This window comes from Pseudomonas sp. PME37.24/025, from assembly GCF_055556615.1.
In genome coordinates this window covers 371,208-387,843 of record NZ_JBVHNK010000004.1, presented here as the reverse complement: position 1 = coordinate 387,843, position 16,636 = coordinate 371,208, and the positions used below count along the sequence as shown (strand labels likewise).

Annotated in this window: 18 protein-coding genes; 9 read left to right on the top strand and 9 right to left on the bottom strand. The window is 57.8% G+C overall.

Features of this window, described 5'->3' with window-relative positions; translation table 11 throughout:
* Nucleotides 1-162: 162 nt before the first annotated feature.
* Nucleotides 163-1,362, bottom strand: coding sequence for a tyrosine--tRNA ligase (gene tyrS, locus ACZ3HH_RS10465; protein ID WP_008008359.1), 1,200 nt, complete (start codon nucleotides 1,360-1,362; stop codon nucleotides 163-165).
* Between the two features lie 210 nt (nucleotides 1,363-1,572).
* Here tyrS and ACZ3HH_RS10460 point away from each other — a divergent pair, with 210 nt between their 5' ends.
* Together ACZ3HH_RS10460 and ACZ3HH_RS10455 are read left to right on the top strand one after the other, a co-directional pair.
* Entirely contained in the window at nucleotides 1,573-3,003 is a 1,431-nt protein-coding gene (locus ACZ3HH_RS10460) for a peptidoglycan DD-metalloendopeptidase family protein (RefSeq protein WP_465804329.1), read from the top strand.
* Between the two features lie 3 nt (nucleotides 3,004-3,006).
* Entirely contained in the window at nucleotides 3,007-4,098 is a 1,092-nt protein-coding gene (locus tag ACZ3HH_RS10455) for an anhydro-N-acetylmuramic acid kinase (protein WP_465804327.1), read from the top strand.
* Nucleotides 4,099-4,171: 73 nt separating this feature from the next.
* On the opposite strand, the gene erpA is transcribed toward ACZ3HH_RS10455, so the two are convergent.
* Entirely contained in the window at nucleotides 4,172-4,522 is a 351-nt protein-coding gene (erpA, locus tag ACZ3HH_RS10450) for an iron-sulfur cluster insertion protein ErpA (RefSeq protein WP_007906865.1), read from the bottom strand.
* A gap of 168 nt (nucleotides 4,523-4,690) precedes the next feature.
* Complete coding sequence (argC, locus tag ACZ3HH_RS10445) at nucleotides 4,691-5,725, bottom strand: N-acetyl-gamma-glutamyl-phosphate reductase (protein WP_007941665.1); 1,035 nt, start codon at nucleotides 5,723-5,725, stop codon at nucleotides 4,691-4,693.
* A 135-nt stretch (nucleotides 5,726-5,860) separates the two neighbouring features.
* Between argC and hemJ the strand changes: the two genes are divergently transcribed.
* The 6 genes from hemJ to coq7 all read left to right on the top strand — a co-directional run bounded on the left by hemJ (nucleotide 5,861) and on the right by coq7 (nucleotide 10,504).
* A complete protein-coding gene (gene hemJ / locus ACZ3HH_RS10440; protein ID WP_046045400.1) occupies nucleotides 5,861-6,289 on the top strand; it encodes a protoporphyrinogen oxidase HemJ in 429 nt (142 codons plus the stop codon).
* Between the two features lie 33 nt (nucleotides 6,290-6,322).
* A complete protein-coding gene (locus ACZ3HH_RS10435; protein ID WP_465804324.1) occupies nucleotides 6,323-7,291 on the top strand; it encodes an NAD(P)H-dependent flavin oxidoreductase in 969 nt (322 codons plus the stop codon).
* A 93-nt stretch (nucleotides 7,292-7,384) separates the two neighbouring features.
* On the top strand, nucleotides 7,385-8,362 hold the full coding sequence (locus ACZ3HH_RS10430; RefSeq protein WP_465804342.1) for a DUF805 domain-containing protein: 978 nt from the start codon (nucleotides 7,385-7,387) through the stop codon (nucleotides 8,360-8,362).
* Between the two features lie 62 nt (nucleotides 8,363-8,424).
* Nucleotides 8,425-9,213, top strand: coding sequence for an SDR family NAD(P)-dependent oxidoreductase (locus ACZ3HH_RS10425; RefSeq protein ID WP_465804322.1), 789 nt, complete (start codon nucleotides 8,425-8,427; stop codon nucleotides 9,211-9,213).
* 81 nt (nucleotides 9,214-9,294) lie between these two features.
* Nucleotides 9,295-9,633: a histidine triad nucleotide-binding protein gene (locus ACZ3HH_RS10420; RefSeq protein ID WP_007906873.1), complete on the top strand. Its 339-nt coding sequence runs from the start codon at nucleotides 9,295-9,297 to the stop codon at nucleotides 9,631-9,633.
* A gap of 223 nt (nucleotides 9,634-9,856) precedes the next feature.
* Nucleotides 9,857-10,504, top strand: a complete 648-nt coding sequence (gene coq7 / locus ACZ3HH_RS10415; RefSeq protein WP_367373163.1) for a 2-polyprenyl-3-methyl-6-methoxy-1,4-benzoquinone monooxygenase — start codon at nucleotides 9,857-9,859, stop codon at nucleotides 10,502-10,504.
* A 179-nt stretch (nucleotides 10,505-10,683) separates the two neighbouring features.
* Here the strand turns inward: coq7 and speD are convergent, their stop codons facing one another.
* Both speD and ACZ3HH_RS10405 read right to left on the bottom strand, forming a co-directional pair.
* Nucleotides 10,684-11,478, bottom strand: a complete 795-nt coding sequence (speD, locus tag ACZ3HH_RS10410; protein WP_123355745.1) for an adenosylmethionine decarboxylase — start codon at nucleotides 11,476-11,478, stop codon at nucleotides 10,684-10,686.
* Between the two features lie 238 nt (nucleotides 11,479-11,716).
* Nucleotides 11,717-12,139 carry an OsmC family protein gene (locus ACZ3HH_RS10405; protein ID WP_007941657.1) on the bottom strand — a complete coding sequence of 141 codons (423 nt, stop codon included), beginning with the start codon at nucleotides 12,137-12,139 and terminating at the stop codon, nucleotides 11,717-11,719.
* Between the two features lie 249 nt (nucleotides 12,140-12,388).
* Here ACZ3HH_RS10405 and crp point away from each other — a divergent pair, with 249 nt between their 5' ends.
* Entirely contained in the window at nucleotides 12,389-13,033 is a 645-nt protein-coding gene (gene crp, locus ACZ3HH_RS10400) for a cAMP-activated global transcriptional regulator CRP (RefSeq protein ID WP_465804318.1), read from the top strand.
* A gap of 10 nt (nucleotides 13,034-13,043) precedes the next feature.
* Here the strand turns inward: crp and ACZ3HH_RS10395 are convergent, their stop codons facing one another.
* From ACZ3HH_RS10395 to ACZ3HH_RS10380, 4 genes are all read right to left on the bottom strand, one after another.
* Complete coding sequence (locus ACZ3HH_RS10395) at nucleotides 13,044-13,757, bottom strand: lipoate--protein ligase family protein (protein WP_465804317.1); 714 nt, start codon at nucleotides 13,755-13,757, stop codon at nucleotides 13,044-13,046.
* A 133-nt stretch (nucleotides 13,758-13,890) separates the two neighbouring features.
* Nucleotides 13,891-14,727 (bottom strand): indole-3-glycerol phosphate synthase TrpC, encoded by an 837-nt coding sequence (gene trpC / locus ACZ3HH_RS10390; protein ID WP_465804315.1) that lies wholly within the window; start codon nucleotides 14,725-14,727, stop codon nucleotides 13,891-13,893.
* On the bottom strand, nucleotides 14,724-15,773 hold the full coding sequence (trpD, locus tag ACZ3HH_RS10385) for an anthranilate phosphoribosyltransferase (protein WP_007906883.1): 1,050 nt from the start codon (nucleotides 15,771-15,773) through the stop codon (nucleotides 14,724-14,726). Before trpD ends, trpC begins: the two co-directional genes overlap by 4 nt.
* 9 nt (nucleotides 15,774-15,782) lie before the next feature.
* On the bottom strand, nucleotides 15,783-16,376 hold the full coding sequence (locus ACZ3HH_RS10380; protein ID WP_019650349.1) for an aminodeoxychorismate/anthranilate synthase component II: 594 nt from the start codon (nucleotides 16,374-16,376) through the stop codon (nucleotides 15,783-15,785).
* Nucleotides 16,377-16,636 lie beyond the last annotated feature (260 nt).

The following is a 16,636-nucleotide window of genomic DNA, read 5'->3' as shown; positions in this document are numbered from 1 at the left end:
ACACTGCCTTACCAACTCCTTCTGGCTTCGATGAACTGAAGCGTAACCGCTGCCGAAAACTGCGTAACTCTTTGTTTACCAAGGAGTTTTCCGTTTCGACTGCGCCGGAAGTGGGGCGAATTATAGACTTCCAGAATCTGCCGTCAACCCCTGATTTCAGCTTTATTCGGATTTGAGCGTAATACGCGCAAATGCCTTCTTCCCGGCCTGGCAAACATGGGTCGCACCCAGTACATATATAAAGGTGCGATCGACAACCTCACCATCTATACGCACACCACCAGAACCCAAAAGGTCGCGCGCCACGGCAGAGTTCTTCACAAGCCCCGCTTTATTAAGGACGGCAGCGATCGGCATATCCTCGGCAGCGGTCAACTCGATCTCTGGCAGATCATCCGGCAACTCACCGTCTTTCATACGGTTGCCCGCCGCACGATGAGCATTGGCCGCGGCCTCTTCACCATGGAAGCGCGCAACAATCTCTTCGGCCAGCTTGATCTTGATGTCACGCGGATTCGCGCCTGCCTCGACGTCAGCCCGGAAAGCATTGATCTCTTCCATGGAGCGGAAACTGAGCAACTCGAAGTAACGCCACATCAGCACATCCGGAATAGAGACCAGCTTGCCGTACATGACACCCGGCGCCTCCTGGATACCGACGTAGTTGCCCAACGACTTGGACATCTTCTTCACACCATCCAGACCTTCGAGCAACGGCATGGTCAGAATGCATTGAGCCTCCTGACCATAACTACGCTGCAGCTCGCGCCCCATCAGCAGGTTGAACTTCTGATCGGTACCACCCAGCTCGACATCCGCGCGCAACGCAACCGAGTCATACCCCTGAACCAGCGGATAGAGGAACTCGTGAATAGCAATTGGCTGATTGGTCGTGTAGCGCTTGTCGAAATCGTCGCGCTCGAGCATGCGAGCCACGGTGTATTGCGAAGTCAGGCGAATGAAGTCGGCCGGCCCCATCTGATCCATCCAGGTGGAGTTGAATGCCACTTCAGTCTTGGCCGGATCAAGAATCTTGAAGACCTGAGTCTTGTAGGTCTCGGCATTCTCGAGAACCTGCTCACGGGTGAGCGGAGGACGTGTCGCGCTCTTGCCGCTTGGATCACCGATCATCCCGGTGAAGTCACCGATAAGGAAGATCACCTGGTGACCCAGTTCCTGGAACTGACGCAGCTTATTAATAAGCACGGTGTGACCCAGGTGCAAATCCGGCGCGGTCGGATCGAAGCCTGCCTTAATACGCAGCGGTTGGCCACGCTTGAGTTTCTCGATCAGCTCGGACTCGACCAACAGTTCTTCTGCACCACGTTTGATCAGCGCTAGCTGCTCTTCAACCGACTTCATAACAGACCCGCAAGGCTCAGATTCAAAGGGGAACAACCATACAAGATCGCGCACCAAATACAAGTTTTGCCCGGCGCACGGACGCCAATCCACGGACAGAGCGTTCGCAGACTTGCTTCATAGATGATTTGGTTATATTTTATACAGTTATTTCGTCTTCATCATGTCATTCATCTTTTCCAATTCATCTTTTCAAAGTCAAAATTACCTATGACCACAGAACCGTCTAAAGCGCCACCGCTTTACCCGAAGACCCACCTGCTCGCAGCAAGTGGGATCGCCGCTCTTCTCAGCCTGGCGCTTCTGGTATTCCCTTCCAGTGATGTTGAAGCCAAAAAGACGACCCTGAGTCTTGAACTGGAAAGCCCTGCTGAACAACTGACACAAGATCAAGACGCTGCCGACGCCATTCAAGCCACAAATGAACCGGCCGCCTCCCCCTTCGCGCAGATCGAAAACAGCGCCGAGGACACTCAGGAAACCGCCCAGGCCACCCCCGCCCCTGCTCCCGCGCCAGTCGTCGAAGAGAAGAAGGCGCCAGGCCATAAGGAAGTGATTGTTAGCAAAGGCGACACTCTCTCGACTTTGTTCGAAAAAGTCGGTCTTCCAGCCACTTCAGTGCATGAAGTATTGGCCAGCGACAAGCAGGCCAAACAATTCAGCCAACTCAAACATGGCCAGAAGCTTGAGTTCGAACTGGGCCCGGATGGCCAGCTGACCAATTTGCACAGCAAAGTCAGCGACATGGAAAGCATCAGCCTGACCAAGAACGACAAGGGTTATACGTTCAACCGCATTACTGCCAAGCCCACTGTTCGCTCCGCCTACGTTCATGGCGTGATCAACAGCTCGCTGTCGCAATCTGCCGCCCGAGCAGGTTTGTCCCACAGCCTGACCATGGATATGGCCAGTGTGTTTGGCTATGACGTCGACTTCGCTCAGGATATTCGCCAGGGTGACGAGTTCGATGTGATCTATGAACAGAAGGTCGTCAACGGCAAAGCTGTCGGCAATGGCCCGATCCTCTCAGCACGCTTCACCAACCGCGGCAAGACTTACACCGCGGTGCGCTACACCAACAAACAAGGTAACAGCAGCTACTACACAGCTGACGGCAACAACATGCGCAAGGCGTTTATCCGTACTCCGGTAGACTTCGCCCGCATCAGCTCGAAATTCTCCATGGGCCGCAAGCACCCGATCCTGAACAAAATCCGCGCCCACAAGGGTGTCGATTACGCAGCACCACGCGGCACACCAATCAAGGCTGCCGGCGACGGCCAAGTATTGTTGGCCGGTCGCCGCGGCGGTTATGGCAACACCGTGATCATCCAGCACGGCAGCACCTACCGCACGTTGTACGGCCACATGCAGGGCTTCGCCAAAGGCATCAAGACTGGCGGCAGCGTCAAGCAAGGTCAGGTGATCGGCTACATCGGCACCACCGGTCTCTCCACCGGTCCGCACTTGCACTACGAGTTCCAGGTCAATGGCGTGCACGTCGACCCGCTGGGTCAGAAGGTGGCGATGGCCGATCCGATCTCCAAAGCTGAACGCTCACGCTTCCTCGCGCAAAGCCAACCGCTGATGGCGCGCATGGATCAAGAGAAAACCACCCAGCTGGCTTCGAGTAAACGCTAAGCCATGGTGCTCTATATAGGTGTGATGTCCGGGACCAGCCTTGATGGCCTGGACATTGCGTTGATCGAGCAAGCCCCGGCAATCAAGCTGATCGCCACCCACTACATCCCTATGCCTGATTCCCTGCGCGCCGAGCTGCTTGGCTTGTGCGCCAGCGGCCCGGACGAGATTGCCCGCTCCGCCATTGCCCAGCAGAATTGGGTGAAACTGGCCGCACAGGGCGTTCATACCCTCCTCGACCAACAAAATCTGAAGCCCGCCGACATTCGCGCAATTGGCAGCCACGGCCAGACCATTCGCCACGAGCCGGCGCGCGGGTTCACGGTGCAAATCGGCAACCCGGCCTTGCTCACCGAGTTGACCGGCATCACCGTCGTCAGCGATTTCCGCAGCCGCGATGTAGCCGCAGGCGGACAAGGCGCGCCACTGGTTCCAGCCTTTCACGAAGCCCTGTTTGAAGAACGGCCTGGCAACCGCGCGGTATTGAACGTCGGCGGATTCAGCAACCTCAGCCTGATCGAACCCGGTAAGCCTGTTGCAGGATTTGACTGCGGCCCCGGGAATGTCCTGCTGGATGCCTGGATTCATCAGCAACGTGGTGACAACTTTGATCGTGACGGCCATTGGGCTGCCAGCGGCAAGGTTGAACCGGCTCTGTTGAACGAGCTGCTCAGTGATCCATTCTTTGTGACTCAGGGCCCGAAGAGCACCGGCCGCGAAGTGTTCAATCTGCCGTGGCTGATGCAGCATCTGTCGCAGCTGCCAACCTTCGCTGCCGAAGACGTTCAGGCCACGCTGCTTGAGCTGACTGCGCTGACCATTGTCGAGTCATTGCAAAGCGCCCAATCGGATACACGGGAGCTGCTGGTTTGTGGTGGCGGCGCGCACAACGCAACATTGATGAAGCGCTTGGCCAGCCTGTTGCCGAATGCGAAAGTCAGTAGCACCGCTGCCTATGGTGTGGACCCGGACTGGGTCGAAGCCATGGCCTTCGCCTGGCTGGCCCATTGCTGCCTGGAAGGTATCGCAGCCAACCGCCCGAGTGTCACCGGTGCCCGCGGCTTACGCATTCTCGGCGCCATCTACCCCGCCTGAGCCTGAACCCCAGACAGCAAAACGCCGCGGAGTCCTGAGACCCTGCGGCGCCTGGTAATGCGGTGAGGTGCGATCAGATCGAGAACGAAGAGCCGCAGCCACACGTGGTGGTAGCGTTCGGGTTCTTGATCACGAAACGCGAACCTTCCAGACCTTCCTGGTAATCCACTTCGGCACCTGCCAGGTACTGGAAGCTCATCGGATCGACCACCAGGCTGACGCCTTCGCGCTCGACGATGGTGTCGTCATCGGCCACTTCTTCATCGAAGGTGAAGCCGTACTGAAACCCTGAACAACCGCCGCCCGTAACGAATACGCGCAGCTTCAAGCGATCATTCCCCTCTTCATCGACCAGGCTCTTCACCTTGTGCGCGGCACCGTGGGTGAATTGCAAAGCCGTGGGGGTGAAGGATTCGACGCTCATGCTGACTATCTCCCGGCGTTACGCCGCCATAATGCGTGATGACGCGCATTATCCGCTTCTCCCAGAAAATCGGTCAACTATTGTTACGGTATATCAATCAACCCAATTGTCAGACCACAATGCAAAAAGGCCCGTTCGACGGGCCTTTTTGCTGATCGGGATAAAGCCTTACGGCAGCATGCCCGCATGGGACAGACCCAGACGCTCATCCAGACCGAACAGGATATTCAGGTTCTGCACCGCCTGACCCGACGCGCCTTTGACCAGATTGTCGATCACCGACAATACCACCACCAGATCACCATCCTGCGGACGATGCACGGCAATACGGCAAACGTTGGCGCCGCGCACGCTACGGGTTTCCGGATGGCTGCCGGCAGGCATTACATCGACGAACGGTTCGTTGGCATAGCGCTTTTCGAACAACGCTTGCAGATCCACCGAGCGATCCACGACAGTCGCGTAGAGTGTCGAGTGAATGCCGCGAATCATTGGCGTCAGGTGCGGAACGAAGGTCAACCCCACGTCCTTGCCCGCTGCACGACGCAGACCCTGGCGGATTTCCGGCAAATGACGGTGCCCTTTGACGGCGTAGGCCTTCATGCTTTCCGACGTCTCGGAGTACAGCGAACCTACAGAAGCGCCACGACCAGCACCGCTGACGCCGGACTTGCAGTCTGCAATCAAACGAGTGGTATCTGCCAGACCGGCCTCAAGCAATGGCAGGAAACCCAGTTGCGTGGCAGTCGGGTAGCAACCCGGCACAGCAATCAGGCGCGCTTGCTTGATTTGCTCGCGATTGACTTCCGGCAAGCCGTAAACCGCCTCCTCCAGCAGTTCTGGCGCGCCGTGCGGCTGACCGTACCATTTGGCCCACTCATCGGCGTCTTGCAGACGGAAGTCTGCCGACAGGTCGATGACCTTGGTCCCGGCCGCCAGCAACTCCCCCGCCAGAGCATGGGCAACACCGTGCGGCGTGGCGAAGAACACCACGTCGCAGGCCCCGAGGGTCTTGATGTCCGGAACACTGAACGCCAGGCCGTCGTAATGGCCTCGCAGGTTCGGGTACATATCGGCCACGGCCAGGCCGGCCTCGGATCGGGAAGTGATCACTACCACTTCAGCTTGCGGATGCTGTGCCAACAGACGCAGCAGTTCGACACCGGTGTAACCCGTGCCGCCGACGATACCGACCTTGACCATAAACCTGCCCTCAACGAACCCACTGGAAAGCCGTCGATAATAGGGGCCGCGCGGCTCTGCGACAACCGTCAAGGTGACGTGTGGCGGCACAAGCCTCTACTATTCGGGCTACCGTGAACCTGGGAATAACTAAAAATGCTTTATCTGTGGCTCAAAGCGCTTCACATCGTCAGCATGGTCTGCTGGTTTGCCGGCCTGTTTTACCTGCCGCGCCTGTTCGTCTATCACGCCCAAAGCGAAGACACCGTCAGCAAGGAACGCTTCAGCATCATGGAGCGCAAGCTGTACCGCGGCATCATGGGGCCGGCGATGATCGCCACCTTGATTTTCGGCATCGCACTGATCGGCCTGAACCCAAGCATATTCAGTCAGGGTGCGTGGATTCACGCCAAGTTGACCCTGGTGGTGATCCTGATCGGTTACCACCACATGTGTGGTGCTCAGGTAAAACGTTTTGCCCGTGGCGAAAACACCCGCAGCCATGTCTTTTATCGCTGGTTCAATGAAGTGCCGGTTCTGATATTGCTGGCTATCGTAATTCTGGTCGTCGTTCGGCCGTTTTAATCCAACAAGCATAATTCACCCGGGGTACTTCCAATGTCGTTGCCCGCTTTGCTCGAACAACGTTTGCGCTTGCCCGTGGTGGCGGCGCCGATGTTCCTGATTTCCAACCCTGAGCTGGTGCTCGCTTGCTGCCGTAATGGCGTGGTTGGCAGTTTCCCCGCGCTGAACCAGCGTGAGAGCAGCGGTTTCAAGGCCTGGCTGGAAGAGATCGAAGCAGGACTGGCGACACTGGAAAACCCCGCGCCTTACGCGGTGAACCTGATCGTCCACAACAGCAACCCGCGATTGCAGGCGGACCTGGCGATCTGCATCGAGCACAAAGTACCGATCGTGATCACCAGCCTCGGTGCCGTGAAGGAATTGGTCGACGCCGTGCACAGCTATGGAGGCCTGGTGTTTCACGACGTGACGACGCGTCGCCACGCAGAGAAAGCCGCCGAGGCCGGCGTGGACGGTTTGATCGCCGTGGCTGCGGGCGCCGGTGGTCACGCCGGGACCTGGAGCCCGTTTTCGCTGATCGCCGAGATTCGCCAGTTTTTCGACAAGACCCTGCTGCTGGCCGGCTGCCTGAACCATGGCCATGAAATTCTTGCCGCGCAATTGCTCGGCGCGGATCTGGCCTACTTCGGTACGCGATTTATCGGTACCACGGAAAGTCATGCGCCTGACGCGTATAAGGAGATGCTCCTGACTTCCAGAGCAGCAGACATCGTCCATACTCCAGCGGTGTCGGGCGTACCGGCAAGCTTCATGCGTCGGAGCCTGGAGGCCGCCGGTTTCGACATGGCAGCCCTGCAAGACAAGGGCGAGGTGAACTTCGGCTCCAAGCTCAAGCCCTTGAGCGATGAAGCCAAAGCCTGGAAAACCGTGTGGTCCGCAGGTCAGGGCGTCGGAGAAATCGAGGACCTGCCGAGTGTCGATCAACTGGTCGCACGTCTCGACTCCGAATACCGCAAGGCGCTGGAACTGGCGGCGGCGCTGCCCAAGCGCTGGCCGCGCTGACAGAAAAACTTGGCCAGCCAAATCCGGCTGGCCCTACACTCCATACTTGCAGCACCGTCTATTACAAACTCTCGCGACAAGGATGCCTCGGCCATGAGCGAAAACCGTTTCAAGATCGTCTTCGATGGCGCTCTGCAGCCAGGTGTTGACGCCACCACCGCGAAGCTCAATCTCGCCGAGCTGTTCAAAAGCGATGTCGCGGCCATCGAACGCCTGTTCAGTGGCCGCAAGGTTGCGCTCAAACGCGACCTGTCACACACCGACGCGCAGACTTACCTTCAGGCGCTGACGAAAACCGGCATCGATGCCCGAATCGAAACAGAACCCTCGATCGAGCTGAACCTGTCCGACGTTCACGAACACGTCCCTGACAACAGCCAACCTGTCACGGCAGATCCCGATTCTCCCTATGCGCCGCCCCGAGCCTCTGTCGGCGAAGCATTGCCGGAGTTTTCTGCACTCAAGGCATTCAGTTTCATTGGCCGCATCGGTCGCTTGCGCTTTCTGGCCTGGACGATGGCGCTTACGCTGGTGACGCTTGGCGTTGGCTCCGTGTTGGCTATTTTCGTCTTCACGCTCATCAGCACGAACGCGACTGCTGGCTTGATTCTCGCGGGTCTGCTGGCCTTTGTCCTGGTCGTGGTGCTCGCATTCATCAGCATCCAGTTCAGTGTGCAGCGCCTGCACGATATCGGCTGGTCCGGCTGGCTCTGGCTGCTGAACCTTGTGCCGGTCGTGGGCAGCATTTTTCCGTTCGTGATCATGATCGTGCCGGGTAACAACACTGCCAACCGATATGGAGCACCACCACCGCCCAACAGCAACGCAGTCAGGGTGTTGGCTTCGCTGTGGCTGGTGTTTATCGCGATCATGTTCGTCGGCGGGCTGACTGGAGGCCTCACCGCGATCCAGGATGAGTACGAAAGCGCCACCGATAGCACCTATCAAAGCAGCTCGGTGATCACCGACGAAGTTGAAGTCGAGCCGGCCGAAGAGGCCGAACAAGCGCCAAATTCATCCGATGATGCAGCCGAAGCAGCCGAGCCCACTGTAGACTCTGCGAAAGAATGAACAGCGCTCCCCGCCCGTGACACCTGCGTCGCCGGCGCGGAGCTGTTGCGATGGAGAACTGCATGACCCGTTACGCTCTGATCACTGGCGCTTCCAGCGGCATCGGCCTGGCAATGGCCGAAGCGCTGGCCCGACGCGGCCGCAGCCTGATTCTGGTGGCCCGACAGCGTGATCAGCTGGAAAGTATTGCGATTGAATTGACCCAACGTTTTGGTGTGGAAGTGTTGTTTCGCGCCTGTGACCTGGGCGAGCCGCTAAGGCTTTCCGGATTTTTGCTGGAGCTGGAGGAAGGCGACCGGCAGATAGATTTGCTGGTCAACTGTGCCGGCATCGGTACCTGCGGTCCGTTCCTGGCTCAGGACTGGATGACCGAGCAGGACTTGATCGAAGTGAACATCCTGGCCCTCACGCGCTTGTGTCATGCCATCGGCAACAGCATGGCCTTGCAGGGCGGCGGACAAATTCTGAACGTCGCCTCGGTCGCAGCGTTTCATCCCGGTCCATGGATGAGCACTTATTACGCCAGCAAGGCTTACGTACTGCATTTTTCCGAAGGCTTGCGCGTCGAACTGAAGAAATGCGCGGTCAAGGTGTCGGTGCTCTGCCCTGGCCCGACCCGTACGGCGTTTTTTCGTAACGCGCAACTGGACACCGACAAACTGGACCAGAGCAAAAGGCTGATGAGCCCCGAGGAAGTCGCGCTTTATACCGTGCGCGCCCTGGAGCGAAATCGCGCCATTATTGTCCCCGGTCGCCTGAATCGCTGGTTCGCATTCCTGCCGCGGCTCGGCTCGCGCTGGCTGACCCGGACAATCGCGGGCATGGTCAACAAAGCCTATTGCCCGCGCTGATCAATCCTCAAGGCAAAAGACTGGGCTCTGACATAACCCATGGTTACACTCAGGCCAGCCCAAACAACGGAGAAAACAGCTGTGGATACTCTGTTCACCAAGATCATCAACCGGGAAATCCCGGCGAAGATCATTTACGAGGACGACCAGGTACTGGCCTTCCACGATATCGCGCCGCAGGCCCCCGTGCATTTCCTGGTAGTCCCGAAGAAGCCGGTTCGCACCCTTAATGACCTCACCGAGGACGACAAGGCTTTGGCCGGGCATATTCTGTTCACGGCCCAGCGTCTGGCTCTGGAGTTGGGCTGTGAAGAAGGTTTCCGGGTGGTCATGAACTGCAATGAATTGGGCGGGCAGACCGTCTATCACATTCATATGCACGTGCTGGGTCAACGCCAGATGCACTGGCCGCCGGGCTGATTGCAAGCAGTAGGTTTATGTGGCGAGGGAGCTTGCTCCCGCTGGGTTGCGAAGCAGCCCAAAATCCACGCATCGAGTTTTTCCAGACAGAACCGATGGGTTGAATTTACGACCGCTTCGCGGCCGAGCGGGAGCAAGCTCCCTCGCCACAGATGACCCAGCGCAAACCCTCCCCCGGCCGATTGGGTTAAACTGGCCGCCGAGATTCTTTCCTGAGGTCAGCATGACTACCCAACGTCACTACTCGCCGATTGACCGTCTTCTGCTGCAAGCCGATGCCGCGATGCGTACTTTGCTGCCCTTCAGTGGTCAGCCCTACCGTCCGTCGCCTGCCATCGTGCAGCCGGATGCGCAAATGAGCGATGAGGACACCCGGCACGTCGCCGGTTTGATGCGCATCAACCATACCGGTGAAGTCTGCGCCCAGGCGCTGTATCAAGGTCAGGCCCTGACCGCCAAGCTGCCAAAAGTGCGCGCTGCCATGGAGAACGCTGCCGAAGAAGAAATCGACCATCTGGTCTGGTGCGAACAACGCATTCATCAGCTGGGCAGCCATACCAGCATCCTCAATCCGCTTTTCTACGGCATGTCGTTCGGGATTGGCGCGGTCGCCGGGTTGATCAGCGACAAAGTCAGCTTGGGTTTCGTTGCTGCCACCGAGCATCAGGTCTGCAAACACCTGAACGAACACCTTGAACAACTGCCCGCCGAGGACGAGAAATCCAGGGCGATCCTGGAGCAAATGCGCATTGATGAAGAACACCACGCCGAAAGCGCGCTGGATGCGGGTGGGTTTCGTTTTCCGGCACCGGTGAAGTTCGGCATGAGTTTGTTGGCCAAGGTGATGACGAAGAGTACTTATCGGATCTGACGGAAGCGTCTTCAGATCAGGCCTCTTCGCGAGCAAGCCCGCTCCCACAGTAGTTCTGTGAACACAGTTCCATGTGGGAGCGGTCTTGCTCGCGAAGGCCATAGCACGGTCTGTCTGACAGGCAGCAATAAAAAAGGCGACTACCGCACGGTAGTCGCCTTTTTTGTATCCGAAAAATCTTAGCTCGGCATGTTGCGCGCGTAGAAGATTTCGAGCATTTCGTGTTTCACACGCTCAGTCACCTGGGCACGTTGCTCAGAGGACAGGTTGCTGGTGGCGTCGCCGAACAGGTAGTTATCCAGTTCGAAGTTCTTCAACAGCATTTTGGTGTGGAACAGGTTTTCCTGGTACACGTTCACGTCGGTCATCTGGTACGCGTCGCGGGTGTCATCGGAGAGGTAGTTCTGGATCGAGTTGATCTCGTGGTCGATGAAGTGCTTCTTGCCTTCAACGTCACGGGTGAAGCCGCGCACGCGGTAATCCACAGTCACGATGTCCGAATCGAACTGGTGAATCAGGAAATTAAGCGCTTTGAGCGGTGAAATGACGCCACAGGTCGACACGTCGATATCCACACGGAACGTCGCGATACCGTCCACCGGATGGATTTCCGGATAGGTATGCACCGTGATGTGGCTCTTGTCGAGGTGGGCCAGGATGATTTCGGGCAATGGGCCCGGAGACTCTTCGATCTGACTGTCAGTCGGGGTCACCGGCTCTTCAGAGATCAGAATCGTGACGCTGGCACCTTGGGGTTCATAGTCCTGACTGGCGATATTCAGGATGTTGGCACCAATGATATCGACAACTTCTGTGAGGATCTGCGTCAGGCGTTTGGCGTTGTACTCTTTATTGATGTACTCGACGTAAGCCTGTTGGTCTTGCGGGGTTTCCGCGTAGCAGATGTCATAGATGTTGAAGCTCAAGGTCTTTGTCAGGTTATTGAACCCGTGGAGCTTGAGTTTGCTTTTCACCGTTAAAAACTCTCTATGTATTGCGGGCTGGCCGCGTGATCAAGCATGCCCGTCAGATGCGAACGACGCACCTGCGTAGGACGGTTAACACCTCTTCGCGATGGCGATTTTGGTTGTCTGTTCAGGCAAGCGACCTGTCGGCTGACCGATCACTGCCCTGAAAAAAGTGGCGCATTATGCAGACGTCAGCTATGGATCGCCAGAGTCTGCACTGCTTTTATGATAGTTGAATGTCGATTCAACCGAGTTCGATGATTTCGTAGTCGTGGGTAATCGCCACGCCGGCCGCGCCGAGCATGATCGAGGCCGAGCAATACTTCTCGGCCGACAGCTCGATGGCGCGCTTGACCTGAGCTTCTTTCAGCCCGCGGCCCTTGACCACGAAGTGCATATGGATCTTGGTGAAAACCTTCGGATCTTCGGTCGCACGCTCGGCTTCGAGGAAGGCTTCGCAGCTTTCCACGGCCTGACGGGACTTCTTGAGGATGCTGACCACATCGAAATTGCTGCAACCGCCAACTCCCAGCAGGAGCATTTCCATTGGCCGGACACCCAGATTACGACCGCCGGCATCGGGCGGTCCGTCCATGACCACGACATGACCGCTGCCAGATTCACCGAGGAACATGGCTTCGCCAGCCCATTGGATGCGTGCCTTCATCGCCAAGACTCCACTGTATAAAAAGGGTCGCCAGCTTAGCACAGGGCCCTTGATTGGCAGCGCTTCGCCTTCCTAGGACATAACCATCTGCGTCGTAGGCAAATTCTCAAATCTTGAAGGAATGCGTCTGTTAAGCTGGCGCCAACTCAGTGGCGCATGGCCAGCTTTGCAGCGAACAAAAAAGGATTGCAGGCTTCGCCAACTCCTACAAAAAACAAACACACCGTGCAGTCTTTTCGGGATACAACCATGGTTGCTATTACCCCCACACCCAAAATCAAAAACCTCGACAAACTGTTGATGCACTGCCAGCGCCGTCGCTATGCCGCCAAGAGCAACATCATTTGTGCAGGTGACCGCTCGGACACGTTGTTTTTCATCATCAAAGGCTCGGTAACCATCCTGATTGAGGATGACGACGGCCGTGAAATGATCATTGCCTACCTCAACTCCGGCGACTTTTTCGGCGAGCTGGGTCTGTTTGAGCAAGCCGGCCTGGAACAGGAACGCAGCGCCTGGGTACGTGCCAAGATCGAATGCGAAGTCGCGGAAATCAGCTACGCGAAATTCCGCGAGCTGTCCCAACAAGATCCAGACATTCTTTACGTGCTCAGCGGACAAATCGCACAGCGCCTGCGCAATACCACGCGCAAGGTCGGCGACCTGGCGTTCTTCGACGTGACCGGTCGCGTTGCGCGCTGCCTGCTGGAGCTGTGCAAGCAACCAGACGCGATGACCCACCCGGACGGCATGCAGATCAAGGTGACCCGTCAGGAAATCGGCCGGATTGTCGGTTGCTCCCGTGAGATGGTCGGCCGCGTGCTCAAGGATCTGGAAGAGCGCAACCTGGTCAACGTCAAAGGCAAGACCATGGTGGTCTTCGGTACGCGCTAAGCTCGAAAACTCAAGCGCCTGATTTAAGTCCCGAGCATTTCTGCCAGCAACGTCGGTATAGCGTGTCGAGCCGTTCCAGCACATCAGGAGCGGCAAACTTTTCATGCAGGGCGATGTGGCTTTCCGCGCGAACCCGCTGTTCCAGGCCACAGGCTTCATTGAAGCGATTAACCGCCGCGACCATCGACTCTCGTTCGTTATCAATCAACATCGCCCCATGCACCAGCCCGACCGGACGCTGACCGCCCTTGCTCTGGCGCCAACGCTGAGCGGTGCCGACCATCTTGCGACCATCAAGGTTGACGTTGAAACGGCCGTCGCAGAACGCGCCCGCGATTTCGCCCAACGACGAAGTGCCGCCCAACTCATCCAGTAACTGACAGATCGGATCGCACAGACGCCGGTAGCCGGTTTCGATGCGGTTCAGATCGCCTTCACTGCGCGGCGGGGCATAGACCAGTGCGATGTTGATCGTCGAGGCCGATTGCGGCACTGGCTCACCGCCGGTTTCACGCAATAGTACCGGCCAGCCGGCGGCAGCGGAGACTTCGCACGCGGCCTCGAACTGTGGCAGGCGATTCAAGCGACGGGGCATGACCAATGCGCGGTCAGTGGGTTGCCAGAACAGCAGACCGAACTCCGATTCACCGGTGCACACATGGGCCAACAGATCCTGTTCGGCGAGCAGGCCGGCTTCGATGGTCAGTGGGGTTGGTGAGGTCATAAGGTATTCCGTTGGACATGAAGTCTGTGGCGCTACTTATGCCGCCATCGCGAGCAGGCTCGCTCCCACATTGGAGTAGATCTCTTGTGGGAGCGAGCCTGCTCGCGATGGGGTCGACTCGGTCTGCGTGTAATCAGTCGAGCGTAGAACCGCTCACTGGAACGCCGCGCTCGGGAAAGAACAAGCGCTGCAATTCGGTACCCGGGCTTTCGGCGCGCATGAACGCTTCGCCGACCAGGAACGCATACACATCGCTGATTTCCATCAGCTCGACATCGGCCCGGTTAAGAATGCCACTTTCAGTAATTACCAGACGATCACGCGGGATACGCGGCAACAGGTCGAGAGTGGTTTCCAGATTGACGTCGAAGGTGTGCAGGTTGCGGTTGTTCACGCCCACCAGCGGCGTGTCGAGGGTTTTCAAGGCCCGCTCCAGCTCGTCGCCATCGTGGACTTCCACCAGCACATCGAGACCGACGCTTTTGGCCACGGCAGCCAGCTCGGCCATTTTCACATCGTCCAGTGCGGAGACGATCAACAGCACGCAGTCAGCGCCCAGAGCACGGGCTTCGATGATCTGGTACGGATCGATCATGAAATCCTTGCGGATCACCGGCAGCTTGCACGCAGCCCGTGCCTGCTGCAGATACGCATCGGCCCCCTGGAAGTAATCGATGTCGGTGAGCACCGACAGGCAAGTGGCCCCGCCCTTTTCGTAACTTCTGGCAATGTCCGCAGGCACGAAGTTCTCGCGAATCACGCCTTTGCTTGGCGAAGCCTTCTTGATTTCAGCAATGACCGCCGGCTGCTTCGTCTTGGCCTGATCGATCAATGCCTTGGCAAAACCACGGGGTGCATCGGCCGCCTTGGCCAGATTTTCCAGCTCCGCGAGACTCACGCGAGCGCTACGCTCGGCGACTTCCTGAACTTTGCGGGCCAGAATATTTTCCAGAACCGTCGGTACACTCATCCCTCATTCTCCACTTTGAATACCGCGGTAAATGCACCCAATTCCTCAAGTTTTTCCCGAGCGAGGCCTGTGTGCAGCGCATCGTGCGCCAGGGCAACGCCTTCTTTCAAACTGCTGGCATGGTCGGCGGCGTACAGCGCGGCACCGGCATTGAGCACGATCATCTCGGCGGCTTTCTGACCGTTCTCGGTCTTGCGCTTGCCCAAGGCATCGCGAATCAGCTCAAGGGAGGCCGCCGGGCTTTCCACCGCCAGACCGTGCAGGCTCTGGCTCTTCATTCCCAGGTCTTCGGGCTCGACCCAATACTCGGTGATCTGGTCATTCTTCAATTCCGCCACAAAGGTCGGTGCCGCCAGACTGAACTCGTCCAGGCCATCCTTCGAGTGCACCACCAGCACGTGTTTGCTGCCCAGACGTTGCAAAACTTCAGCCAATGGCCGGCACAACGCCTGACTGAACACACCCACTACCTGATGTTTCACACCGGCCGGATTCGTAAGCGGGCCGAGCATGTTGAACAGCGTGCGCAAGCCCAGCTCGCGGCGTGGGCCGGCGGCGTGCTTCATGGCGCTATGGTGAGTCTGGGCAAACATGAAACCGATGCCGACGTTGTCGATGCAGCGCGCCACCTGGACCGGCGTCAGGTTCAGGTAGATACCGGCCGCTTCCAGCAAATCGGCGCTGCCGCTTTTGCCCGACACCGCACGGTTACCATGCTTGGCCACGGTGCAACCGGCCGCCGCGACGACAAACGATGACGCGGTGGAGACGTTGAAAATGTTCGCACCGTCGCCGCCGGTGCCGACCACATCGACCACGCCGTCGAGGGTATTGAGTTCAACCTTGTCCGCCAACTCGCGCATCGCCGTCACGGCGCCGACGATCTCGTCGATGCTTTCGCTCTTCATGCGCATGGCCATCATGAACGCGCCGATCTGCGCATCCGTGCATTGTCCGGTCATGATTTCGCGCATGACATCGCGCATCTCATCAGTACTGAGATCGAGGTGGCCGACGATACGGCTCAGGGCTGTCTTGATATCCATGGAAAGTCCTTAGCGCGTGCCGCCGGTTTGTTTGAGGAAGTTGGCGAACAGCTCGTGACCCTGTTCGGTGAGGATAGACTCAGGGTGGAATTGCACACCTTCGATGTTCAGCGTCTTGTGGCGCAGACCCATGATCTCGTCGACCGAGCCGTCTTCGAGCTGGGTCCAGGCGGTCAGTTCCAGGCAATCGGGCAGGGTTTCGCGCTTGACGATCAGCGAGTGATAACGGGTAACCGTCAGCGGGCGATTGAGACCTTCGAAGACGCCCTTGTCCTCGTGGAATACCGGGCTAGTCTTACCGTGCATGACTTGACGGGCACGGACCACATCGCCACCAAAGGCCTGGCCGATGGACTGGTGACCCAGGCAAACGCCGAGAATCGGCAACTTGCCGGCGAAGTGCTTGATTGCCTCAATGGAAATACCGGCTTCGGTCGGGGTGCATGGACCCGGGGACACGACAATGCGCTCAGGTTTGAGGGCTTCGATTTCGGCAATGGTGAGTTCATCGTTGCGCACGACTTTGACCTCGGAGCCTAGCTCGCCGAGGTACTGCACAACGTTGTAAGTAAAAGAGTCGTAGTTATCGATCATCAGCAACATGGCGTTAAGAACCTCTTGAATTCACTGACTTTTAATACGGCCTTCGAATGATTTACCCGCAGTGCGCTGCTTTGTCAGGTGCTGGAGTGGCGCCAGCAAAGCGGCATTTCATACAGGTAAAGAAGGCAAAGCGGTACAGGTCCGGCCAGGCCGGCAGAAAAGATTCAGGCGCGCCAACGCCAACGGGCGTGTGCCTTGATGACTTGATCCAGGAGTTTGCTGACGATCAACACGGGGAAGGTCTCATTCATACGTCTCGG